This window comes from Pseudorhodoplanes sp. (genome assembly GCF_050250235.1).
In the GTDB taxonomy this organism is placed as follows: domain Bacteria; phylum Pseudomonadota; class Alphaproteobacteria; order Rhizobiales; family Xanthobacteraceae; genus Pseudorhodoplanes.
Window position 1 is genome coordinate 1 of record NZ_JBFWPA010000191.1, and the last position, 8,746, is coordinate 8,746.

Below are 8,746 nucleotides of genomic sequence, written 5' to 3' on the forward strand. Positions count from 1 at the left end.
GTCGGAGATTCTTCTGCGGCGCTCCGCGCGTCCGCGGAATGAATTGTCGTGCGTCCAGCTCACCCCTCGAACCAAAACCCGACTGCGAAGGACCGGTGCCGTTGGTCGCCGCGCATAAGCGCGGTTGCGCGACTGCGACCTCGCATAACGTTGTTCGCTGTTGACTCGCGCCCGGTTTAAAGCGATTGTAAAAGCGATCAGCTGTTCGATATACGAACAAACTTCTGAGGGGAATTTGGCGTGCCGTCTTTGACGAAATCGTCTCCAAATGCGGCAAGCGCGCGCGGCACAGCGGCAACGCTGAACACGGACATGCCGAGATGAGCGCTGCATCTGAAGCGCCGATCGCGCTGACGATTGGAGATCCAAACGGGATCGGTCCGGAGATTGCCGTCAAGGCGGCGGCAGAATGCGTCCACAACGCCGGACCGCGGATTGTTCTCGTCGGCGATGAAAGCGTCATCCGCAATTATCACGCGCGACATGGCCGTGACTTCGCACTGGTACCGTTCGTTGTCGGCGCGCGGCATGACCATGCCATCGCATTTCATGGCGTTACTGCGCTGTCTGGAGCGAAGTTCAATCCGGGCAATGTCGATCCCGCGGCGGGCCGGGCCACAGTCGCCTATCTTGAGGCGGCGCTTGCTCTTGCGCGCGAGGGTCACATCCGCGCCATCGTCGGCTGTCCCCACAGCGAGACGGCCGTCAACGCCGCCGGAATTCCGTTTTCGGGCTACCCGTCGCTGCTCGCTCGGCTGACCGGAACGCCGGAGGATCGCGTCTTTCTCATGCTGGTCGGGGGTGGGTTGCGCATCCTGCACGCAACTTTGCATGAAAGACTGCAGGGCGCGCTGTCGCGCCTCACGCCCGAGCTGGTCGAAGCGGCAGCGCGGATCTGCGTCTCCGCCCTGAAAGATATTGGCATCTTGAATCCACGCATCGGAATTTTCGGAATCAATCCGCATGCCGGTGAGGGCGGGTTGTTCGGAGATGACGACGAGCGGATCACAGCGCCTGCAGTATCGAGGCTGCAGCAGGCGGGTCTCAACGTGGAGGGGCCGGTCGGCGCCGACCTGATGCTCGGCCGTTCCGACCTCGATGCCTTCGTCGCGATGTACCACGACCAGGGACATATTCCGGTGAAACTCGTCGCCGGACGAAAGGCTTCGGCGCTGAGCGTAGGCGCCGGTGTGGTGTTTTCCAGCGTTGGCCATGGCGCCGCCTTCGATATCGCAGGTCGTGGTGAGGCCGATCCCGAAGCGGTGCTTCGCACCGTTCAACTGCTGAGTGAAAGGCCCGTCGTGACGGCCGCCAAACCGCCGGGGAAGGCCGCATGAGGCCGAGCGCGAATGCCGGAATAGTCGCGGGGCCCGGATGTCGCGCTGTCCACGTAAAGCCGGTCACCGACCGGCAATTCTAATCAACAACAAAAAAAGCAACGCCATGGGAGGAATGATGATGAGAGTGAAGCTATGCACGTCGTTTGCACTCGCCCTACTACTTCTCTGCGTACCGAACGCTCTTCATGCACAGGATCGGGATTCGCAATATCCGCTACGTGCGGTTAAAATCATCGTGCCGTTCCCGGCTGGCGGCACCGCCGATATCCTGCCGCGGATCGTGGCGGAAAAATTGCGTGACAAGTTCGGCCAGCCGTTCGTCATCGAAAACCGTTCAGGGGCCGGCGGTAATATCGGAGCTGAAGCTGTCTCGCGAAGTGATGCCGACGGATATACGCTGTTGGCAAGCCCGCCCGGCCCGGTGGTCATCAACGAGTCGCTTTACGCGAATCTGGGCTATCGATCCTCCGACTTTGAGCCGATCATCATCCTCGGCATTGTCCCGAATGTGCTCGCGGTAAGGTCGGCATTTCCCGCAAAGACAGTCGGCGAGCTTATCGCATTCGCAAAAGCAAACCCCGAAAAGATAACCTATGCCTCGCAGGGCAACGGTTCGACGTCGCATCTGACGGCGGTGATGTTCCAGTCGATGACCGGCCTGCGGATGGTTCACGTCCCTTATCGTGGTACGGCTCCGGCTCTTCAGGATCTGATCGGCGGCAACGTCGATCTTTTCTTCGATAATCTCGGTTCGTCCCTCAGCCTTCACCAGTCCGAGAAGATACGGATTCTCGCAGTCGGCAGTGCTGACCGCGTGAAGGTTCTTCCCGGAATCGTGTCCATTCAGGAAGCGGGCGTTTCCGGCTTCCAATCCATCACCTGGTTCGCGCTGATGGCGCCCGCCGGAACACCGCGATTTGTGATCGATCGACTCAACTCGGCAATCCTGGAAATTCTGCAGGACGCGGCGGTCTCGGAGCAGTTTACCAAGATGGGCGTGCAGCCCATGGGTGCGACCGTGCCCGAAACCAGAAAGTTCATCGAAGGCGAGCGGGTCCGATGGCGTGATGTCGTCAGGTCGGCCGGTCTCAAGATGCAATAAGAAGAATGTGGTCGCCGCAAACTCAGACCAACGAAATCAGCACATCCCGAGGGAGAAAAGGAATGAAACTGAAGTATTGTGCATCGATTGCGCTCGCTGTGATGGTAACCACGGCCTCCGTTCAGGCGCAGGAAGCCTATGTGATCGGAATGAGCACAGCTCTGACCGGGCCGGGCGCGAGCACCGTTGCGGGCGCGGCCGAGGGCCTCAAGCTCTATGTCGAGCGGTTGAACAAGGCTGGCGGCATCAACGGCCGCAAAGTCAATCTCATCATTCAGGATGACCAGGGAGAGCCGTCGAAAGCCGCGGCCAATGCCAAGAAGCTGCTGTCCGATAATGTCTCGCTGCTGATCAACACCAGTATTTCTTCGACCTTTGCGCCGATGATAGCGGAAGCGAAGCGGGCAAATGTGCCGTTGTTGTTTGCAGGCTCGGTCTGCCCGCCGGACGTCTATCCGCCGGCGAACGAGTTTCTTTTCTGCACGACCTCGTTCTCCGCTGCCCATGATGCACGCGCCACAATCGATTTTATCAAGCAGAAATCCGCTTCCGACATTAAGCTCGGCCTCGCTGCCATGGCGATTCCGGTATCGCGTGCGGGTATCGATGCTGCAGAGAAGTTCGCCGCTGCCGCATCCATGAAGGTCACTGGAAAAGAAATCATTCCGCCTGCGACCGCGGACTACACGCCCTTCGCAACCAAGCTGATGCAGGAAAATCCGGACTGGGTCTATTGCTGGGCACCCTGGGTGACCGAGGTCAAGACCTTCGATGCGCTCCGCAAGCTCGGCTGGAAGGGACCCTATGCGCTGAACGTGTTGCCCGAGACCGAGGACGAACTCGCTCAGATCAAGGACGACAAGCTCTATGCCGTCGGCACCAATGCGATGTTCTTCGAGAACCTCCCGGTGCAGAAGGAGATTGCCGAGACCGCCAAGGGCGCTGGCTCGAAATATTCGCCCAATCAGATGGCCGATGGCTGGATCGGGGGTATGGCAATCGAGGCAATCTTGAAGAAAGCGGGCTGGCCGACCAATGCTGACAAGGTCAAGAGCGCAATGAATGGTCTTGAGATCGACACCAAAGGGCTTCGCGGCGGACCGATCACCTGGACCAAGGACAACCACTTCCGGACTAGGCAATATTACCGCGTTTACCGCTGGGACAGCGCGAAGAATGCCGTGATCGTCGACATGGACTGGAAGAGCTATGACATCCAGTAGCTAGACTCGTTGCGAGAAACAGGGCGGAAGTCACGTGCAGACCGCGATCAATATCATCGTCTTGGCGTCGATCTACGCCCTGATCTCGTGCGGCTATGTGCTCATCTACAAGGTCAGCCGGGTACTCAATCTCGCGCATGGTGAGTTGATGCTGCTCGGCGCCTATCTGCTGTTGGCGGTCTCATCGAACATTTCGCCGGACCCGTGGCTCGCCGTGACGCTCGCGGCGGGACTGAGCATCGTCGTCGGCCTGCTGGTCTATGTTTTGCTCATGCGAAAGATGACCGGCGAGTCGGTGCTTGCCGCGGTTCTGACTACGATCGCCTTCGGAATCCTGCTGCGCGGCGTCATGATCCTGGTCTGGTCGCCGCAGCAGCATAATATTGCAAAGCCGCTCGGCATTGCGAATTCCGCGATCGAGATTCTGCCGGGTGCACGCATCTCCAGTGTGGCCGCCACACTTGTCCTCGTGACGGTCCTTGTCTATGCGGCGCTTTTTGCGTTTCTCCGGCTATCGCGCTGGGGCATGCGGATGCGTGCGGCCGGCCAGAACCCGCTCCTTGCCGCGCAGCGCGGCATCGAATTGCACATCATCTATGCACTGGCTTGGGGCCTCTCGACGTTCACCGGCGCCACCGCGGGAATGTTGATCGCGATGGATTCCCGTCTCGATAGCACGATGGTGATGATCGGGCTCAAAGCGTTCCCTGCGGCTTTGGTCGGTGGGCTGGACTCTCTGTTCGGCGCCATTATCGGCTCTCTCATCATTGCCGGGGCGGAAGTGTTGATGATCCAGTGGGTCAATCCGCTCCTCTCAGATGTCGTGCCGTTCTTTGTGTTGATCGCGATGCTGGCCATCCGGCCCTGGGGCTTGTTCGGTACGAGGGAGAAACTCGACCGTGTCTGACGCCGATACGATCCTAACAAGCGCGAGGGAACGGACCACTCCCATCGCGTCTGTCGTCACACCGCGCCTAATTTTTATTAGCGCCGGGATTGTCGTTCTGCTGGCATTTCCGCTGGTGGCGCGCCCGTTTGCGCTTGATATCGCCTGCCAGGTCTTTCTGGCCGCGATCGGGGCGCTCTCCCTCGCGCTGCTGACGGGCATTGCCGGACAGGTTTCGCTTGGACATGCTGGCTTGCTGGCGGCCGGGGCCTTCAGCGTCGGCATCCTCTATCACGAGTTGGCAGCGCCGTACTGGGTGACGATACCCGTTGCCGCCATGACCGGCGCCGTTTTTGGATTAGTATTCGGGCTTCCGTCGCTTCGGCTACGCGGCCTTTATCTAGCGGTCAGTACGCTCGCCCTTCACTTCGTTGTCGTCTATATCGGCGGAGAATACGAGACACTGCGTTCCTATTCGGCTGGCGTTGTCGTCGATCCGCCGGAGGCTTTCGGATATACGCTGCAGGACAGCAAAAGCTGGTATCTGGTATTGCTTGCCGCGGCTGCGGTCGCTTACTGGCTCTGCCATAACCTGCTTTATTCGGGGACCGGCCGCGCTTGGGGAGCGCTGCGAAGCAACGAGACGGTCGCGGAAGCGCTGGGCATTCCGGTCGCGCGCTATAAGCTGCTTGCCTTTGTGATCAGCTCGTCGATGACCGCAGTCGCGGGCGCGTTGTTCGCCTATTACCGCGGATTTGTCTCGATCGAGGCATTCTCGCTTTACCTGTCCATCCAGTACATCGCTATGATCATCATCGGTGGCATGGGTTCGCTGCTTGGCGCGCTGTTAGGCGCCACCTTTGTCGTGCTGATGCCCTATGCGATCGAAGCCGCCGCACTGAAAATTCCAAACGCAAACCAGTATATCGGTTCGGTATTCGCGTTGATCTATGCATCCTTCGGCGTTGTCATGATCGCATTTCTGATGTTCGAACCCCATGGGCTGATCGGTCTACTGCGGCGCCTGATATCGTGGCGCCGAAGGTCGACCCTGCAGTCGAGGAGCACGAAGCCGTGAGCGGCGATCTTGTCCTACAGAACGTCGAGGTAATCTATCAACGCTCGATCATCGGCCTGTATGATGTCAACTTGGAAGTCACCAAAGGCCAGATCGTTGCGTTGATCGGTGCCAATGGCGCCGGAAAGAGTACGACTCTGCGGGCAATCTCAGGATTCATCGGGCTTGACAACGCTAAAGTGAAGAAAGGTGAGGTGACTTATAAGGGCCAAAGCTTGCTCGGATTGCGGCCACCACAGGTCACGCGGCGCGGCATCGTGCTGGTCCCGGAGCGAGAGAAGATATTCCCCAACCTCACGGTGACGGAAAATCTTGCTGTCGTCCTGGCCCGCGATGAAAGTCAGAGGAAGCGGCTGCTTTCCCTTGTATTCGAGTCATTCCCGCGGCTTGCGGAACTGCGACACAAGGAGGCCGGGCTCTTGTCCGGCGGCGAACGCCAGATGCTCGCGATCGGAGCGGCCATCACATGCGGCCCGGAGCTCCTGCTGATCGACGAGCTGTCGATGGGGCTTGCCCCGGTCATCGTCGAGGAATTGATCCGGCGTCTGCTTCAGATCCGGCGTGAACTCGGGATCACGCTGCTTCTGGTGGAGCAGAGCGCTACCGTGGTGCTTGGCTTTGCGGACTATGCCTACGTTCTGGAGAACGGACGTGTGGCGCTACAGGGCGAGGCCGCCAAGCTGCGCAACGACGAAAACGTGCGGAAGCTGTATCTGGGTCTTTCCGAGAGCGGCCGGGTAAACTACCGCGATGCTCGCCGCAAGCGGGCGGAGGCTGCGGCTTATGGGTGAACTTGAGATCGAAGCCATCACACTACGATTTGGAGGGATGGCGGTACTGAACGCAGTGTCGCTTTCGGTGCGCGCGGGTGAACTGCTCGCGCTGATAGGACCCAACGGCGCAGGCAAGACCAGCATCTTCAATTGCATCAGCGGCATATACAAGCCCGAAGGCACCATCCGTTTTCGTGGTGAGGAAATCTGCGGCTGGCCGCCCCACCAGATCGCGGCCTCCGGTGTCGGGCGCACGTTTCAGCATGCCGAACTGTTCGATGAAATGTCAGTCCTCGACAACGTGATGACTGGACTGCACACAAGATTGAAGCCCAGCGCATTGGCAAACATGGTGCGGTGGCCTTCGAGCCAGAGGGCTGAAAGGAAATGTCGTATAGTAGCGGAGGAGATTCTCGATTTTTTGGAATTGCAGCATCTTGCCAATCAAGCGGTAGGCAATCTACCGTTCGGCGTTCACAAACTTGTCGGTTTCGGGCGCGCGCTCGCCGCGAAACCGTCGCTGCTCCTCTTGGATGAGCCATCCGCGGGTCTGACGCGTGAGGAGCGAGAAAACCTTGCCTTTTATATCATGAAGGCAAAGCAGAGCATGGATATGGCGATCATTTGGATCGAGCACGACATGCAAATGGTCGCGGACCTCGCTGATCGAATCCACGTACTCGATTACGGGCGATCTCTCGCTGATGGAGCGCCTGAAGATGTCCTGCGCGACGAAGAAGTTATTCGGGCATATCTCGGAAGCGCAGAAGTTGTCGCATTTTGAATCAGGCAAACGTATTTGCCGTTACCCTGTAGAAGCTATTAAGCTCAGTGTTGGGCAGCGTCGAGGAACGCGGCGGCCGATAAGCATTAGCCATCAGCAAAAGGTAAGGTGATGCGAGAACCTCCGGCGGCAAGAGTGTCCTTTCCCCTTCCGACATAACTCGACTGAGACCCGCAGAGCGCTGGAATGAAGCCCAGCACCGACATTATGCATGACAAAACGGATGATGCCTTCGTTGTCAGCGGCTGAAACTATCGCGCCCGTGTTACAAAGTTTTAGAGGCGATAGTCACGGTTGAGCATGATCTGGGCAATGCAGGAATCCGGTCCGAGCGCCGTACGCAGCATGTGAGTCCCGCGTGATCGCTTTCCGCCTTAGGAGTTGCGTCCCCCATTTTCCTTCCGGTATCGTGCCCGGCTGTGGCGTCAGGCCAAACGTCAGAACGAATAGAAGAAATATGATCAGGATCGCAGCCTCATTGTAAGAGATAAAAATAGCACATGGGGATAGTGATGTCGCCTTTCAAGCGACAGGGCGCACATGTCACAAAGGCACGGCAGGATAGGCTTGCAACAGCGCTATGAACTGTTTCAGTGTCGGATTGTCATTGTTGTGCCGCCAGTAAGCGACATAACCAAGTCGGGTAGCACCGTTTCCGTCACGAACCTCGCGATAGACGATATCCGACATGACATTGCCGGTCGACGCCTCGCAAAGAAGAGTAATACCGCGATTGCCACTAACAGCACTCAGAATGGCTTCATGACTTGCATTTAAGAGCTTAATCCGAGGCCTGCCTCCGGGTGAGCTCAATTTGGAAAGAAGTACGTCTTGAATCTCGGGCGCAGGATCATGGGGACTCGTGAGAAAGTACTCATTCCTAAGATCGGTCCAGTAAAGAAATTCACGCGTAGCAAGTGAGTGTGCTTTTGGAAGAGCGACCATAATTCGCTCCGACCATAAGCCGATGTGTGCGTAGTCGGTATAACTAGGTTCTCCTAAGACTACTACAATATCGATGGCACCCCGGTCGAGGAGCGGGATCAAAGTGGTGCGGGCGCCTTCAGCTATATTAACATCAACGTTGGGGTGTTTGTTAACGAAAGCTAGCAGCGTATCGCGCAGCGCTCCCGTCGATAGCGAGGTATAGAAGCCGATCTCAAGGCGACCAGCTTTGCCCACTTTTCCTGCTCTCGCCCGATTCTCCATTGCTTGCAATTCCGCTAGGACCCGCCGTGCAGAGACAACGATATCTTCGCCTACTGGTGTCAGTGTTGCACCTCCAGTCGAGCGCTCGAACAAACGGACACCGAGCCATTCTTCAAGTTCGCGGATGCGTTTGCTCAATGTGGGCTGGGTGATGTTGAGGCAAGCTGCTGCGCGCCGGAAGCTACGATGATCGGCTGCGGCTATAAGGGAACGCAATGTGGAAGCGTCTAACCGCATAGCCACCGTCTGAACAACCCTCAGATATTTGTTGCGACACGCCGAGATACCTGAGACTCACCAAATTAGTGCAAATGATACCCGCACGTTGGATACATTCTGCCTCCGCCGCTA

General features: G+C 57.9%; 8 protein-coding genes. 7 read left to right on the top strand and 1 reads right to left on the bottom strand.

Going from position 1 to position 8,746, the window contains the following annotated elements:
- Positions 1 to 320 precede the first annotated feature (320 nt).
- From AB7F49_RS35730 to AB7F49_RS35760, 7 genes are all read left to right on the top strand, one after another.
- Positions 321 to 1,337, top strand: coding sequence for a PdxA family dehydrogenase (locus AB7F49_RS35730; protein WP_428531520.1), 1,017 nt, complete (start codon positions 321 to 323; stop codon positions 1,335 to 1,337).
- 121 nt (positions 1,338 to 1,458) lie between these two features.
- A complete protein-coding gene (locus tag AB7F49_RS35735) occupies positions 1,459 to 2,442 on the top strand; it encodes a Bug family tripartite tricarboxylate transporter substrate binding protein (RefSeq protein ID WP_428531523.1) in 984 nt (327 codons plus the stop codon).
- 62 nt (positions 2,443 to 2,504) lie between these two features.
- Positions 2,505 to 3,665 carry an ABC transporter substrate-binding protein gene (locus AB7F49_RS35740; protein ID WP_428531526.1) on the top strand — a complete coding sequence of 387 codons (1,161 nt, stop codon included), beginning with the start codon at positions 2,505 to 2,507 and terminating at the stop codon, positions 3,663 to 3,665.
- Positions 3,666 to 3,699: 34 nt separating this feature from the next.
- Positions 3,700 to 4,572, top strand: a complete 873-nt coding sequence (locus AB7F49_RS35745; protein WP_428531529.1) for a branched-chain amino acid ABC transporter permease — start codon at positions 3,700 to 3,702, stop codon at positions 4,570 to 4,572.
- A complete protein-coding gene (locus AB7F49_RS35750) occupies positions 4,565 to 5,629 on the top strand; it encodes a branched-chain amino acid ABC transporter permease (RefSeq protein ID WP_428531532.1) in 1,065 nt (354 codons plus the stop codon). The genes AB7F49_RS35745 and AB7F49_RS35750 overlap by 8 nt, the downstream gene beginning before the upstream one ends.
- Positions 5,626 to 6,420 (top strand): ABC transporter ATP-binding protein, encoded by a 795-nt coding sequence (locus AB7F49_RS35755; RefSeq protein ID WP_428531535.1) that lies wholly within the window; start codon positions 5,626 to 5,628, stop codon positions 6,418 to 6,420. Before AB7F49_RS35750 ends, AB7F49_RS35755 begins: the two co-directional genes overlap by 4 nt.
- Entirely contained in the window at positions 6,413 to 7,186 is a 774-nt protein-coding gene (locus AB7F49_RS35760; protein ID WP_428531538.1) for an ABC transporter ATP-binding protein, read from the top strand. Before AB7F49_RS35755 ends, AB7F49_RS35760 begins: the two co-directional genes overlap by 8 nt.
- A gap of 543 nt (positions 7,187 to 7,729) precedes the next feature.
- On the opposite strand, the gene AB7F49_RS35765 is transcribed toward AB7F49_RS35760, so the two are convergent.
- Positions 7,730 to 8,632 (bottom strand): LysR family transcriptional regulator, encoded by a 903-nt coding sequence (locus AB7F49_RS35765; RefSeq protein ID WP_428531541.1) that lies wholly within the window; start codon positions 8,630 to 8,632, stop codon positions 7,730 to 7,732.
- Positions 8,633 to 8,746 lie beyond the last annotated feature (114 nt).